Source organism: Pseudomonas fluorescens group sp. (genome assembly GCF_020093335.1).
Lineage (GTDB): Bacteria > Pseudomonadota > Gammaproteobacteria > Pseudomonadales > Pseudomonadaceae > Aquipseudomonas > Aquipseudomonas petroselini.
Window position 1 is genome coordinate 1 of the sequence record NZ_JAIOKW010000069.1, and the last position, 12,814, is coordinate 12,814.

14 protein-coding genes are annotated in these 12,814 nt (G+C 60.8%); 13 read left to right on the forward strand and 1 reads right to left on the reverse strand.

The annotated features are described in order from the left end of the window. The 3 genes from K7431_RS30330 to msrA all read left to right on the forward strand — a co-directional run. The coding region (locus K7431_RS30330) for a glycine betaine ABC transporter substrate-binding protein (RefSeq protein ID WP_304650999.1) at positions 1-598 on the forward strand (598 nt) is incomplete at its 5' end. Beyond that, a complete protein-coding gene (locus tag K7431_RS30335) occupies positions 595-1,515 on the forward strand; it encodes a homocysteine S-methyltransferase family protein (RefSeq protein ID WP_012723460.1) in 921 nt (306 codons plus the stop codon). The genes K7431_RS30330 and K7431_RS30335, both read left to right, overlap by 4 nt. Then, positions 1,512-1,979 carry a peptide-methionine (S)-S-oxide reductase MsrA gene (msrA, locus tag K7431_RS30340; protein ID WP_012723461.1) on the forward strand — a complete coding sequence of 156 codons (468 nt, stop codon included), beginning with the start codon at positions 1,512-1,514 and terminating at the stop codon, positions 1,977-1,979. Before K7431_RS30335 ends, msrA begins: the two co-directional genes overlap by 4 nt. A 58-nt stretch (positions 1,980-2,037) precedes the next feature. Here the strand turns inward: msrA and K7431_RS30345 are convergent, their stop codons facing one another. Then, the gene (locus K7431_RS30345; RefSeq protein WP_012723462.1) at positions 2,038-2,898 is read right to left on the reverse strand and encodes a LysR substrate-binding domain-containing protein; all 861 of its coding nucleotides are present in this window, start codon (positions 2,896-2,898) and stop codon (positions 2,038-2,040) included. A 256-nt stretch (positions 2,899-3,154) separates the two neighbouring features. Between K7431_RS30345 and K7431_RS30350 the strand changes: the two genes are divergently transcribed. The 10 genes from K7431_RS30350 to K7431_RS30395 form a co-directional block, all read left to right on the forward strand. Next, positions 3,155-4,000, forward strand: a complete 846-nt coding sequence (locus tag K7431_RS30350; protein WP_012723463.1) for a transporter substrate-binding domain-containing protein — start codon at positions 3,155-3,157, stop codon at positions 3,998-4,000. Between the two features lie 61 nt (positions 4,001-4,061). Continuing rightward, on the forward strand, positions 4,062-4,913 hold the full coding sequence (locus K7431_RS30355; RefSeq protein ID WP_012723464.1) for a transporter substrate-binding domain-containing protein: 852 nt from the start codon (positions 4,062-4,064) through the stop codon (positions 4,911-4,913). Further along, complete coding sequence (locus K7431_RS30360) at positions 4,910-6,334, forward strand: FAD-binding oxidoreductase (protein WP_012723465.1); 1,425 nt, start codon at positions 4,910-4,912, stop codon at positions 6,332-6,334. Before K7431_RS30355 ends, K7431_RS30360 begins: the two co-directional genes overlap by 4 nt. Beyond that, on the forward strand, positions 6,331-7,542 hold the full coding sequence (locus tag K7431_RS30365) for an aminotransferase class I/II-fold pyridoxal phosphate-dependent enzyme (RefSeq protein WP_012723466.1): 1,212 nt from the start codon (positions 6,331-6,333) through the stop codon (positions 7,540-7,542). Before K7431_RS30360 ends, K7431_RS30365 begins: the two co-directional genes overlap by 4 nt. Beyond that, positions 7,539-8,273: an amino acid ABC transporter permease gene (locus K7431_RS30370; RefSeq protein WP_012723467.1), complete on the forward strand. Its 735-nt coding sequence runs from the start codon at positions 7,539-7,541 to the stop codon at positions 8,271-8,273. The genes K7431_RS30365 and K7431_RS30370 overlap by 4 nt, the downstream gene beginning before the upstream one ends. Beyond that, entirely contained in the window at positions 8,263-9,048 is a 786-nt protein-coding gene (locus K7431_RS30375; RefSeq protein WP_012723468.1) for an amino acid ABC transporter permease, read from the forward strand. Before K7431_RS30370 ends, K7431_RS30375 begins: the two co-directional genes overlap by 11 nt. After that, positions 9,035-9,871 (forward strand): amino acid ABC transporter ATP-binding protein, encoded by an 837-nt coding sequence (locus K7431_RS30380; RefSeq protein WP_012723469.1) that lies wholly within the window; start codon positions 9,035-9,037, stop codon positions 9,869-9,871. The genes K7431_RS30375 and K7431_RS30380 overlap by 14 nt, the downstream gene beginning before the upstream one ends. A gap of 17 nt (positions 9,872-9,888) precedes the next feature. Beyond that, positions 9,889-10,485: a cysteine dioxygenase gene (locus K7431_RS30385; RefSeq protein WP_012723470.1), complete on the forward strand. Its 597-nt coding sequence runs from the start codon at positions 9,889-9,891 to the stop codon at positions 10,483-10,485. After that, positions 10,482-11,138 (forward strand): glutathione binding-like protein, encoded by a 657-nt coding sequence (locus K7431_RS30390; protein WP_012723471.1) that lies wholly within the window; start codon positions 10,482-10,484, stop codon positions 11,136-11,138. The genes K7431_RS30385 and K7431_RS30390 overlap by 4 nt, the downstream gene beginning before the upstream one ends. Before the next feature lie 21 nt (positions 11,139-11,159). Further along, the coding region (locus K7431_RS30395; RefSeq protein ID WP_255613125.1) for a rhodanese-like domain-containing protein at positions 11,160-12,814 on the forward strand (1,655 nt) is incomplete at its 3' end.

Sequence of the window (12,814 nt, forward strand, 5' to 3'; positions counted from 1 at the left end):
CGGTAAGGCTGAGTTGCTGGTGGGGCCGGCGGGCTGGGAGTCGACTTACATCGGCCAGATCAAGGCCAAGGATTACGGGTTTGCCGATAAATTCGAGTCGGTGTCCACCGAAGCCTCGGTGACCTACGCCAAACTCGCCTCGGCTTACAAGGCGCAACGTGGCGTGGTGTTCTATGCCTACACCCCGGACTGGATCTTTTCGGCCTTTGACCTGCGTCGCCTGGAAGAGCCGGCATTCGACGGTTACGCCCAGGACAACAAAAAAGATGACCCGCTTTACAAGGCTGATGGTTGCTGGAAATTCATCAGTCCGACCGTCGACCCGGACTGGCTGAACAAGAGTCAGATCACCTGCGCCTTCCCGGATGCCAAGGTACATATCCTGGCGTCCGCTGCCTTGCAGAAACGCGCACCGAAAATTGCCGAGTTCCTGCGTAATGTCGCGATCGAACCTGCGCAACTCAATGAGCTGATCCTGAAGATCGAAAAGGAAAAACAGCCAGCGGACGTCGTGGCCAAGGCGTGGGTACAGGTGAACAGTGCCACGGTTGATCAATGGCTCGCCGCCTCGGCGCCGAAAGTGAGCGCGATCCAATGAGCCAGGCGTCCTTGCGTTTGCTCGATGGTGGCATGGGCCGCGAATTGCAGCGTATCGGGGCACCGTTTCGCCAGCCGGAATGGTCGGCCCTCGCGTTGATCGAGGCGCCTGACTATGTGCTGCAGGCTCATCAGGCATTTATTGAGGCCGGTGCGCGAATCATCACCACTAACAGCTACGCGGTGGTGCCGTTTCACATCGGTGATGAGCGCTTTGCCGAGCAGGGCCGTGCGCTGGCCGAGCGGGCCGGACGCCTGGCTCGTCAGGCGGCGGCCGGCAGCACCGAACCGGTCATGGTGGCCGGATCGTTGCCGCCGGCGCTAGGGTCTTATCGACCTGACTTGTTTGATCATCAACGTTCGGTCGTGATCCATCGCGAGCTCATCGCCGGATTGCAGGCGCACGTTGATGTGTGGCTGGCGGAAACCCAGAGTTCCATCGCTGAAGTCCGGGCAGTCGTCGAGGCGCTTGGCGCAGAATCGAAACCGCTTTGGCTGTCGTTCACGCTGCTTGATGAAGCCGGCGAGCCACCGCGATTGCGTTCCTCGGAGTCAGTCGCCCAGGCGGTACACGTAGCGGTCGAATTGGGGGCGAGGGCGGTGCTGTTCAATTGCAGCCAGCCGGAAGTCATGGCAGCGGCGCTGGCGGTGGCCGGGGATGTCCTTCTGCGCCTCGATCAAAGCATCGAGCTGGGGGTTTACGCAAACGCGTTTCCGCCTGTCAGCACAGAGGCAAAGGCCAACAGCACGCTGCTGGAGATTCGCCGCGATCTGGGCCCTGAATCCTACCTGCACTGGTCCAGAACCTGGGTAGCGGCGGGTGCCAGTATTGTCGGTGGATGCTGCGGTATCGGGCCTGAACATATTGCGCAGTTGCATGCGCATCTGCTGCCAAACGAAGTGGTTGTCAGCGCATGACTGATTTTCGCCAAGACGTGATTGTTGAGCAGGCGACGTTCGGTGCCGGCTGTTTTTGGAGGGCTGAAGCGGCATTCAGATCGTTGCCGGGCGTGCTCGACAGTCGGGTTGGTTTTGCGCGATCGGTCAGGGGCGAGTCTGAGTTGATCGAGGTGGTGCAAGTGGACTTTGATTCCAAAGTCATTTCCTACAGTCGCCTGATAGAGCACTTCTGGACGCTGCATGATCCGACCTCATTCGACCGTCAAGGCGCGGATGTCGGGGTCAAATACCGATCTGCACTGTTTTTTGGCACCGCCCAGCAAGCCCAGCTGGCACTGGTCGCCAAACAACGCCTGGATGCTTCGGGGCAATTAGGTAAACCGGTGGCCACCGTCATCGTGCCGTTGGGTGAGTTTCAACTGGCAGATGAAGACCAGCAACGTTACCTGGAAAAGCATGGTGCCAGCAGCTGCTCCATCTGAATAATCGCCATGCCAGGTTGTTGCTGATCAGCGCGCCTGGCTTCGCTCGTGGGTCTGGTCAGAGACCCTGACTGCTCCTGATTAATTGATAGGCTCGGCGCACCAGCGGATTTACGGTGTTGGGTCGAATCCACAAGTGATAGGTCACGTCCGGCAGCCGTGGCAATCCGTCCGTTTCACCCAGTACGCGCATGTCCGGCCCGAGCATTTCCATGCTACGGGCCGTGACACCCAACCCCGCACGCGTCGCAGCCTTGATGCCAATCAGATTCGAGGCCAGGTAGGCCTGGCGCCAGGGAATGTTTGCGCGTTCCAGGGCTTCCAGGGCGTAGCGACGATAAATACTCGGTTCATCCACCAGAATCAGCGGCAAGGGTTCGCTGGGGTTGTGCAGGTATTGCGCCGAGCAAATCCACCACACAGGCGAAGTACGCAAGGCGAAGCCTTCGAGGTTCGGGTCCTCCCGGGTGGAAATCACCATGTCGACTTTGCCGCGGTGCAGGTCCTCCATCAGGAACGGACTGCGACCGACATCGATTTCAAGCCGCAAGCGCGGCGCCGACCGGGCGATGTGGCTGAGGATTGGCGGCAGGATCGTGTCGGCGATGTCGTGGGGCGAACCGATGCGCAGCACGCCGCTCAGGCTGTTTTCACGCAGGGAGCTCAGGGCCTCGTCATTCATCGAGAGCATATGCCGGGCGTGGCGCAGCAACTGCAACCCGGCTTCAGTGAGTCGCTTCTGCCGCCCGTGCTTCTCGAACAGATTCACCCCGACCTGTTGCTCCAGGCGTTGCATGTGTTGGGTCACCGAAGATTGCGTGCGGTTCAGATGCGTGCCGGCTTCGGCAAAGCTGTGGTGGTCCACCACGGCAATGAAGGTGCGCAGTAATTCGAGGTCTAGCGTGGGCAGGGTCGACATGGCTGTTTCCAGGGCTGTTTTTTACATCACGACTTTAAACATAAACATAAATAAACGTTATGTGTTTTTTGGTGATGTTTTATCGATTTATTGGTGTCATTCAATATATACGGGGTTATCCAGGCTTTTGTCATTTGCGCGGGCTCATCAGGTTATAACGATATTAGATATTTGAATTTCCGTTAGAAGCACGCTTTACCTAGGATCCCACCACAACAGGTCGGGGGACGCCGATCATTCATTAGGGGGAAAAACCATGCTGTTCGAGCGCACACCTGTAAAACGTTTATTGCCTGCCATGCTGGGTGCCTTGATCTTGCTGGCGGCCAGCACCACCGCTGCCCAGGCGGATGCGACGCTGGACAAGATCGAGCAGCGTCACGTACTGGTGGTCGGTGTGCTGCTCTCGGGCGGTCCCTTTGGCGGGATCGATCCAGCGACCCAGAAACCCAGGGGGTTGAACGTCGAGCTGGCCCAGGAGCTGGGCCGGCAGCTAGGGGCCGAGGTGCAGCTGGTTCCCGTATTGCCTGCCAACCGCGTGCAGTTCCTGCAGCAGGGCAAAGTCGACCTGCTGATCGCCAACATGGAATGGACCCCGGAACGCGGCGAAATCCTCGGATTTGTGCCGACGCCGTTTTACCGGGTAGGCGGTACCGCCGCAGTGCTCAAGGACAGCAAGATCACTCGCTGGGAAGACCTGAAAGGGCAACCGGTTTGCACTTCGCAAGGCAGCAGCTATGTCAAGCCGCTCACGGAGCTGGGCGTTGAGTTGAAAGCGTTTAAGAGCTCGTCCGAATCCTTGCTGGCGTTACGCGGCAACAACTGCGTCGCGGCGGTGCACGACGCCACGCTGGTCAACCCGTTGATCGCCGACAGCGCCGAATGGCAAGGCTATCGCACCATCACCCCGGAACTGAACCCGGCGCCGTCGGTTATCTGGACCCGTCGCGGGGAAAGCGACACCCAGGCCAAGCTCGACCCGATCGTCAAGGAGCTGCACCGCAGCGGCTGGTTGATCGAAGCCCAGACCCGCAACCACATCACGCCGGCGTCACCGGCGCTGGTCGAACTGCAAAAGAAGTTCCAGGCCAACGGCGCCTGATTCACCTCATCGTATTCAACACGCCGCCGCATCGCGCGACGGCCGTTCAAGGTAGTCGCGCATGAATTGTCTTTTTTCCACCAAAGCCCTGGCATCGTTGTGCCTGGCAGGGGCACTCGCGTCAGGTGCGAGCCTGGCTCGGGCCGATGCCACGCTGGACAAGATCGAGCAACGCCACGTCATCAACATCGGGGTGATGCTCAGTGGTCCGCCGTTCGGCACCATCGATCCGAAGACCGGCGAACACCAGGGTTACAACGTCGAACTGGCCAAGGGCGTGGCCAAGGCGCTGGGCGTCGAGGCCAACACTGTCTCGGTGCTGGCGCCCAACCGCGTACAGTTCCTGCAGCAGGGCAAGGTCGACATCCTGATCGCCAACATGCAATTCACCGAAGAGCGCGGCGAGATTCTCGATTATGTGCCCACGCCTTATGAAGAGGTCGGCGGCGCAGCATTGATTCGCAAAGGCTCAGGTATCACCCAGTGGGCCGACCTCAAGGGCAAGCCGGTGTGTGTGTCCCAGGGTAGCAACTTCATCAAGCCGTTGCAGGAAACCTACGGTGCGCAGATCAAGGCGTTCCGCAGCCAGTCCGAATCGTTGTTGTCGCTGCGCGGCAATGGCTGCGTGGCAGCGGTGCATGTAAGCCCGACCATGCACGCCTTGTTGAGCGATGCCGAGTGGGCTGGTTATGAGATCCCGTTGCCAGGTGATCTGATCCCGTCCAACTCGGTGATCTGGTTGCGCAAAGGCGAGCACGATACTCAGGCGAAACTCGATGCGATCGTGCGCGACTGGCACCGCAGTGGCTGGCTGATCGAACTTGGCGAGCGTACGGGCATGGCGCCGTCCCAGGCTTTGCGTCACTTGCACGAGCAATATCGCAACGCCTCGCCGCTGGCGGTGCTCAAATGAGTCAGCAGTTGTTCACGGTCTTGCAGCAGTTGCTCGGCGCCAGTCATGTACAGAGCGGCGAAGAGGCCGCGCCGTACCTGACCGATAAACAGGGTCGCTACATCGGCCAGGTCATTGCCGCCGTACACCCGGCCAACACCGAGGAGGTCGCGGCGGTGGTCCGTGCCTGCGTGGCCGTTGACACCCCCGTGGTAGTGCAGGGCGGCAATACCGGGTTGATGGGCGGCGCAACGCCGGATGCCAGTGGCCGAGCCGTCTTGTTGTTGCTCGATCGCTTGAACCGGGTGCGGGCCGTGGACACCGACAACGACACCCTGACGGTTGAAGCGGGCTGCATCCTGCAGACCGTTCAGGACGTTGCACGCAGCGCCGGTCGCCTGTTTCCCCTGAGCCTGGGCGCCGAAGGCAGCTGCACGATTGGTGGCAATCTCGGCACCAATGCCGGCGGCACCGCCGTGCTGCGCTACGGCAATGCTCGCGAACTGACGCTGGGGCTGGAGGTGGTCACTGCCGAGGGTGAAATCTGGAACGGCCTGCGCGGTTTACGCAAGGACAATTCCGGCTACGACCTGCGCGACCTGTACATCGGCAGCGAAGGCACCCTCGGCATCATCACCGCGGCGACCCTGAAACTGTTTCCGTTGCCCAAGGCTCAAGTCACGGCGCTGCTGGCCTTCGACTCGCTGGCGCAGGCGGTGCGATGCCTGTCCCATGCCCGCGCCGGATTTGGCGCCGGACTCACCGCCTTCGAATTGCTCAGCGCCGATTGCCTGGCGCTGTTGCGCGAACAGTTTCCGGAGGGGCCACAACCGTTCGCGGGTGTCAGCCAACCCTGGTTCGCGCTTTTGGAACTGTCGGATAACCACAGCGAAAGTCACGCCCGCCAGGCCATTGAAACAGTGCTCGGCGAAGCGTTCGAACAGGATTTTCTGGTCAATGCGCTGATCGCTGAAAGCCTCCCACAAAGCGACGCACTGTGGCTTTTGCGAGAAAACATGAGCGAGGCGCAGAAACGTTCTGGTCGCAACATGAAGCATGACATTTCGGTGCCGATTTCCCGAGTCGTGGAGTTCGTCGCCGCCACGGATGCGCTGTTGCAGGTGCATTTTCCCGGTGTCCGTCACTACACGTTCGGCCACCTGGGCGATGGCAACCTGCACTACAACGTCGCGCATCCACTGGATTCGACGGTGGATGCGCACATGGCCAATTACGCGGCACTCAGTCTGCTGGTGCATGACAGTGCCCATGCCCACGGCGGTTCCATCAGTGCCGAACACGGTATCGGCCAGCGCAAAGTGGGCATGCTGGAACGCTTTAAAAGCTCGGTGGAGCTGGATCTGATGCGACGCATCAAGCATGCACTGGACCCGAAAAACCTGCTCAATCCGGGCAAAGTCGTGGAGGTGATCCAGCCATGACACTCAGTCTTTCCAAGCGCGTGCAACGCGTCTCTCTGTCGGCCAACGCGGCGGCCAAATCCCGCGCCACAGAGCTGCGGGACGCCGGCCACGACATTCTCGACCTGACTACCGGCGAGCCGGATTTCGATACCCCCGAACACATCAAGCGAGCCGCCTGTGCCGCCATCGCTGGCGGTGCTACGAAATACACGCCAACGCCCGGTGTGAAAGCCTTGCGCCTGGCTGTGCAGCGCAAGCTCCAGCGCGAGAACCGTCTGGATTATTCGCTGGCCTCCATCGTGATTGCCAACGGCGCCAAGCAGATCATCTTCAATGCCTTCGCCGCGACCCTCGATGACGGCGATGAAGTGCTGGTGCCGACACCGTACTGGCCGTCGTTTCCGGACAGCGTGCGTTTCAATGGCGGTGAACCGGTGTTCATCGCGTGCGGACTTGAGCAGGGCTGCAAGCTCACAGCCACGCAGCTTGAACAACACATCGGTGAGCGCACGCGCTGGCTGATCCTCAACGGTCCCGGCAACCCCAGCGGTGCGGTGTACAGCGCGGCCGAGTTGCAGGCCCTCGCCGAGGTGCTGCGCCGTCATCCTCAGGTGCTGGTGCTGTTGGACGAGCTCTACGAACACATCCGTTTTGACGGTCAGCCGGCGCAGAGTCTGCTGAATGTCGCGCCGGATCTGCATGCGCGTTGCCTGCTGGTTGGCGGTGTCTCCAAGACGTACGCCATGACCGGCTGGCGCATCGGTTTCGGCGCCGGGCCGCAGGTGCTCACGAACGCGATGGCCGTCGTGCAGTCGCAATCCACTTCTGGAGCCTCCTCGGTCGGGCAGGCCGCCGCGTTGGCAGCCTTTGAAGGCGGGCTGGATTTCTTGCCGGAGCAGGTCGCGGCTTATCAACTGAGGCGGGATTTGCTGGTGAGGACTTTGCGCGATGTCGATGGCCTCGAAGTGCTTGAGCCCCAGGGCGGTTTCTTCGTGTTCATCCGCTGCGCCGGTTTGCTGGGGCACTATCGTCCGGACGGCGCACGACTCGATAGCGACGCCGATGTGGTGGCGTATTTGCTGGAGCAGGGTGTGGCTGGCGTGGCGGGCAGTGCCTATGGCTTGTCGCCGTGGTTTCGCCTGTCCATTGCCACCGCGACCGACAGCGTCGTTGAAGCGGGACGCCGAATCGCCCGGGCCTGTGCGAATTTGCGGGGCGCAGCATGAGTCATTGGCTGGAACTTTTCGTCAACTGGACCGCGGGATTTGGCCTGAACTACAGCTTTCTGTTGGATGCCTACCAGCGCGGCAGCCTGGAGCAGGGAGCGCTGACCACGGTGTTGTTGTGCCTGTTCACCATTGTCGGCAGTTTGCTCGCCGGTGTCGGACTGGCGGCGATGCTGACCAGCGCAAGCCCGTGGCTGGCGAAACCTGCACGGGTTTTCGTCGAAGTCACGCGCAACACGCCGACATTGGTGCAGCTGTATTGCGCCTTCCTGGTGTTGAACATGTTGCTGACCCAGGCCGTCGGTGCCGCGAATCCGCTGACGCCATTCGCCTGGGTGGTGATCGTCATCTCGCTGCACAAGGGCGCCTTCCACGCCGAGGCCTTGCGCGCCGGTATCGAAGCCGTGCCGGCGGTGACACTCGAAGCGGCCAGTTCGCTGGCGTTCAGCCGCCGTCAGTTGTTGTGGAACGTGCAATTACCCCTGGCTCTGCGCTTTGCATTGCCATCGCTGATCAACAACCTGATCGACCTGGTGAAGATGACTGCCGTCGCCTCGGCGATTGCCGTCGGCGACATCACCTATGCGTCGATCATGATCTGGACCCAGAGCGATAACGTGCTGGAGTTGATGATCCTGATCCTGAGCTTTTTCGGTCTGCTGAGTTTTATCGTCAACTGTGTGGGGCGCTACCTCGAAGCGCGCCTGAGGATGCCCGGCTATGGCCATTGAATCGTCCGTCACCGCGCCGCAGGCCTGGCCGCGTCGGCATGTCGGCAAGGTGTTGCTGATCGGCGCCGTGCTCTGGCTGCTGTGGTTCACCCCGCACAGCCCGGTGTTGAAGGCGCTAATGCAATGGTCTCCGGCCCTGGCCGCGGGCTTTGGCCAGAACATTCTGATCAGTCTTGTCGCCATCGCCCTGGGATCGGTACTGGGGTTGCTGGTGGGTGCTTTGGCGTTGTCACCCTTGCGTGTGCTGCGTTTGCCGGCACGGATCTGGGTGCAGATTTTTCGCAACGCGCCGTGGCTGGTATTGATCTATTTCACCACCTATGTGTTCCCGTTCGAGATCCACGTCGGCAGCGCCTACATCTCGTTCCCGGACTGGGTCAAGGTGACGATTGGCCTGGCGTTGCCGGCCAGTGCCAATGTCGCGGAAATCTTCCGCGGCGCCATCGCCTCGATCCCGAGCACGCAATGGGAAGCGGCCCGTTCGCTGGCCTTTACCCGTGGCCAGATTTTCCGCTCGATCATCCTGCCGCAGTGCTTTAAACGGATGTTGCCGCCGTGGATGAACCTGTATGCGGTGATCACCATGGGCACTGCGCTGGCCTCGCTGGTGGGGGTGCATGACGTGATCGACACCGCACAGATCGCCAGCAACACCGTGAACATGACCGGCTTCACCGTGGTGATTTATCTCAGTCTGCTGGTGCTGTTCTTCGCTTATTGCTACCCGATTTCCCGTCTCACCCAACGCCTGGAGCGACGTTATGCCTTCTACTGAAACCGTCGCCGAGCCTCTGGTCAGCCTGCGCGACCTGCACCTGTCGTTCGGCAGCAACCCGGTGCTCAAAGGCATCGATCTCGATGTGCGCCGTGGTCAGGCGGTGTCGATCATCGGTCCGTCCGGCTCTGGTAAGTCGACGATTCTGCGCTGCATTACCGGGCTGTTGCGGCCCCAGCACGGCACTATCCGTGTCGGTACCACCGAGGTTCACACCCTGGCCCAGGAAGCCCAACGCATTGAATTGCGCAAGCGAGTGGGATTTGTCTTTCAGCAGTACAACCTGTTCCCGCATCTGTCGGTGCTCGAAAACCTGGTGATTGCGCCGCGCAAGGTGTTGGGGCGCAGCCGCCAGGAGGCGGAAAAAGAGGCACGTGCGCTGCTGGCCAAAGTGCGCATGGAACACAAGGCCGATGCTTATCCGGGCCAACTGTCCGGTGGCCAGCAACAGCGCGTGGCGATTGCGCGGGCGCTGGCGATGCGCCCGGAGTTGATCCTGTTCGATGAAGTGACCTCGGCCCTTGACCCGGAAACCGTCGGCGAGGTGCTGACGGTGATTCGCGAATTGACTGAAGAAGGCATGACCTGTGTGCTGGTCACCCACGAGATGCGTTTCGCCGAAGAAATCAGCGACATCGTCTATTTCACCGAAAACGGCGTGATCGTCGAACACGGCAGCGCCAAACAAATTTTCCAGCACCCGTCCAGCGAGCGTACGCGGGAATTCCTGCGTCATGCCCTGGGGGATCCGGGGCGCCGTCCCGTCATCGCCGACGACCCCTACCTGTTGACCAACCTGGGTCGCTACAGCCTGTCCGTTTAATACCGAGGAGCCTGTTCATGAGTACCGATAACCGTACCGCTGTCATCGAGGATTTCCTGAAGAAAATCCGCGTCATCAATCAACGGGGCGTCGACCGCGCCGCGCTGGTGGAAATCGTCGCCCTGCTCGAAACCCTGGCCGAGCGCCGCGACCTGTTTAACTTCGATGCGTTTCCCGCGCCCGTACCGGGGCAGGGCAGCACGGCGTTCCGCTACCGACTCAATGACGACGGCGACACGCCGACGCTGTACCTGAATTCGCTGTTGCCTGGCAAAAGTACGATTGCGCATAACCATGAAACCTGGGCGATCATCAGTGCCGTCGAAGGCGAGGAAATCAACTACGTTTACAGCCGTGACGATGAGGGTCGCGAGCCTGGCTTCACCACGTTGCACCTGGAAAAGGAAGTGGTCGTGCAACCCGGCACATCGATCTCGTTTCTCGGTGAAGACCTGCACGGCATTCGTGTCGAAGGTGAGCAAGCGACCCTGCATTTCCACCTCTACGGCCTGCCGCTGGAATCCCTCAACGGCCGCTACGGTGTGGAAGCAGATGGGCGCATCCTCAATTACAACGCCTCGCAAATGGCGCCGTCGATCAAGGCTTACGCATGATCGACCTTTACTACTGGCCCACAGGTAATGGCTTGAAAATCGGCATCCTGGTCGAAGAGCTCGGCCTGGATTACCGCGTGCTGCCGATCAATATCCGCGAGGGCGAACAGAAAAATGCGGCGTTCCAGCGGATCAGCGCCAATGGGCGAATTCCGGCGATAGTCGACCATGCGCCTGAGGGCTTGAGCGAACCGCTGAGCCTGTTCGAGTCCGGAGCGATCCTCAATTACCTGGCCGACAAGGCGGGGCGTTTTCTGCCGCCGACGGGCAGTGTCGAGCGGCAGAAAGTCCAGGAATGGTTGTTCTGGCAGGTGGGGCATATCACCCCGTACCTGAGCCAGTTGCAGCTGTTCAAAGAGAAGGCGCCGCAACCGTTGCTGTTCGCTCTGGACCTGCTCAATGCCGAAGCGACGCGGCTGTATACGGTGCTGGAAACGCGTCTGTCTGAAGTGCCTTACGTAGCGGGCGAATACTCCATCGCCGACATGGCGATCTTTCCGTGGATTCAGCCGCAGCGACAAGGGCAGGACCTGACGGACTTCCCGCACATCCATGCCTGGCGCGAACGCCTCAAGGCGCGGCCGGCTGTTCAGCGTGCCTATGCGAAGGGCCGCGATGTCGCGGCCAGCGAGCGCTCTCTGGCGCTTCAATAATTTCTATCAAGCGGGACTTCCATGAGCCAGACCGTAACCCCAGGGCAATTGCAGCAGTGGCTGTTCGACGGGCAGGAAATTGCCCTTTTTGATGTGCGCGAGCACGGACAGTATGGCGAAGCCCATCTGTTCTTCGGGGTAAACCTGCCCTATAGCCGACTGGAGCTGGAGGTCTGGCGTCTGGCGCCGAACCCAAAGGTTCGTTTGGTGATTTACGATCAGAACGGTGGAGATATCGCGGCACGCTCCGCCGAGCGCCTGCAAGCGTTGGGCTACGAGCACGTACACGTTCTCGAGGGCGGTGCCGATGGCTGGCAGGCCGCTGGTTTGCAACTGTTTGCCGGGGTGCATGTGCCGTCCAAGGCCTTTGGCGAGTTGGTGGAAGAAACCAGCCACACGCCGCATGTGACGGCGCAACAACTGGCCGAATGGCAGGCCCGGGGAGAGCCGTTGGTGGTGCTGGACGGCAGGCCGTTCGATGAATACCGCAAGATGACCATTCCCGGTTCAGTCTGCTGCCCGAACGGCGAACTGGGCTATCGCCTGCAGGATCTGGTGCCGGACGACCACACGCCTGTCGTGGTCAATTGCGCAGGGCGAACCCGCAGCATTATTGGCGCCCAGACCTTGATCAATCTGGGAGTGAAGAACCCGGTCTACGCCCTGGAAAACGGCACGCAAGGCTGGTATCTGGAAGACTTCCAGCTGGAGCATGGCAGCACCCGTCGCTATGCCGATGACGTGTCATCGAAAGCCTTGGCACAACAGCGTCTTGCCGCGCAAAAGCTGGCCGAACAGGCTGGGGCAAAAACCGTACTGGCCGCGCAGGTCGAGCAGTGGGCCGCGGATGTTACGCGCAGCCTGTTCCTATGCGATGTGCGTACAGCCGAAGAATTTGCCGCCGGCAGCCTGCCTGGTGCGCAACATACACCGGGTGGCCAGTTGATTCAGTCAACCGATCTGTATATCGGCGTGCGACAGGCACGGCTGGTGTTGATCGACAGCGATGGCGTTCGCGCACCGATTGTTGCCAGTTGGCTTCGGCAGCTGGGGCATGAGGCCTATGTGCTGGCAGGGGGGGTGAGCAGTGGCTTGGCGTTGCCCGCGTATCAGGCACCTGCATACCAAGCGTTGCCCGTGATATCGGCGAAGTCCCTGAGCGATGCTCTCAAGGACGATACGCTGGTAGTCATTGATCTGCGTCCGAGCATGAGCTATCGCAAAGCCCACATTGCCGGTTCACGCTGGTCGATCCGTTCGTTGCTGGCAAGCGATGTGGCTGGCGATCAGCGACCATTGGTGTTGCTGGCCGATGACCCGCGCCTCGCCGCTTTCGCAGCGCAGGTGTTGCCGGACACTCAGCGCGCACATGCTCGCTTGTTGGAGGGTGGTCTCGACGCCTGGCGTGCGGCGGGGTTCGCCGTGCAAGAGGACGCCAACACACCGCCTGATCATCAGTGTATCGATTTTCTGTTCTTTACCCATGATCGCCACTCTGGCAACAAGGACGCCGCGCGCCAGTACCTGGCGTGGGAAATAGGCCTGTTGGCGCAGATGAGCGCAAACGAAATCGCCAGCCTCAAGCCGCTGCGCGTGCAGCCTCAAGCCACCCTCGATGCACGGGTCCGTACGCGCCTGGTACATGCAGCGAGGACGGAAAAGGGCCAGGGCGGGCG

What these genes read in the sequence shown, in the direction of transcription:
- K7431_RS30335 (WP_012723460.1), top strand. Translation starts at nt 595, where the DNA reads ATGAGCCAGGCGTCCTTGCGTTTGCTCGATGGTGGCATGGGCCGCGAA.
- msrA (WP_012723461.1), top strand. Translation starts at nt 1,512, where the DNA reads ATGACTGATTTTCGCCAAGACGTGATTGTTGAGCAGGCGACGTTCGGT.
- K7431_RS30345 (WP_012723462.1), bottom strand. Translation starts at nt 2,898, where the DNA reads ATGTCGACCCTGCCCACGCTAGACCTCGAATTACTGCGCACCTTCATT.
- K7431_RS30350 (WP_012723463.1), top strand. Translation starts at nt 3,155, where the DNA reads ATGCTGTTCGAGCGCACACCTGTAAAACGTTTATTGCCTGCCATGCTG.
- K7431_RS30355 (WP_012723464.1), top strand. Translation starts at nt 4,062, where the DNA reads ATGAATTGTCTTTTTTCCACCAAAGCCCTGGCATCGTTGTGCCTGGCA.
- K7431_RS30360 (WP_012723465.1), top strand. Translation starts at nt 4,910, where the DNA reads ATGAGTCAGCAGTTGTTCACGGTCTTGCAGCAGTTGCTCGGCGCCAGT.
- K7431_RS30365 (WP_012723466.1), top strand. Translation starts at nt 6,331, where the DNA reads ATGACACTCAGTCTTTCCAAGCGCGTGCAACGCGTCTCTCTGTCGGCC.
- K7431_RS30370 (WP_012723467.1), top strand. Translation starts at nt 7,539, where the DNA reads ATGAGTCATTGGCTGGAACTTTTCGTCAACTGGACCGCGGGATTTGGC.
- K7431_RS30375 (WP_012723468.1), top strand. Translation starts at nt 8,263, where the DNA reads ATGGCCATTGAATCGTCCGTCACCGCGCCGCAGGCCTGGCCGCGTCGG.
- K7431_RS30380 (WP_012723469.1), top strand. Translation starts at nt 9,035, where the DNA reads ATGCCTTCTACTGAAACCGTCGCCGAGCCTCTGGTCAGCCTGCGCGAC.
- K7431_RS30385 (WP_012723470.1), top strand. Translation starts at nt 9,889, where the DNA reads ATGAGTACCGATAACCGTACCGCTGTCATCGAGGATTTCCTGAAGAAA.
- K7431_RS30390 (WP_012723471.1), top strand. Translation starts at nt 10,482, where the DNA reads ATGATCGACCTTTACTACTGGCCCACAGGTAATGGCTTGAAAATCGGC.